The following is a 563-nucleotide window of genomic DNA, read 5'->3' as shown; positions in this document are numbered from 1 at the left end:
GAAAAATCAAGACGGTGAAAAGATAAAGAGATAGAAAGATAAAAGAATAGAGAAAGATTTAAATAGTAGAAGATACATATGAAAGAATGAGGGGAAAAAGGTGAATGGTCAAGAATTAAGTCAAAAGATAATTTCAGTAGTTAGAGATTTTTTAAATGATCAATTCGTACAGAGGAAAGTGTTAAAAACGAAAAAAGAACTGACATTTAGCGAAAAACAGCTTAAAGAAATTGTTGAAAAAATTATGGAATATTACGGGATAAATTCAAATAATATCAATATCTTTAATGATAAGATTGAATTCAGATTTGATTATGATTTTGGCACTGTATTTGGTATATATCACGAAACTAGATACATAAGATTATTTTTTGAAAAAAGAAACAATATGTTAAAATTGACTAAAATTGAACTTGAAAAGTAAGTCTTTCTTTTTTTCTTTTTCTTCTTTTTAATTCTTAGTTTGTTTTTTTCTTTTCTAAATATTAGCTAAAGCTATGCCGAATTTTTTTCATTTTCCAGATACTAATTCTGCAGATAGAAAAATTTAAGATGTAAAAATA

General features: G+C 24.5%; 1 protein-coding gene. It reads left to right on the top strand.

Annotated elements, in window-relative coordinates; genetic code table 11:
- Nucleotides 1–100: 100 nt before the first annotated feature.
- A complete protein-coding gene (locus ACFPZ3_RS51285; protein WP_198968552.1) occupies nucleotides 101–424 on the top strand; it encodes a hypothetical protein in 324 nt (107 codons plus the stop codon).
- Nucleotides 425–563 lie beyond the last annotated feature (139 nt).

The organism is Nonomuraea insulae, assembly GCF_042656245.1.
This window is presented reverse-complemented; position numbering and strand designations above follow the sequence as displayed.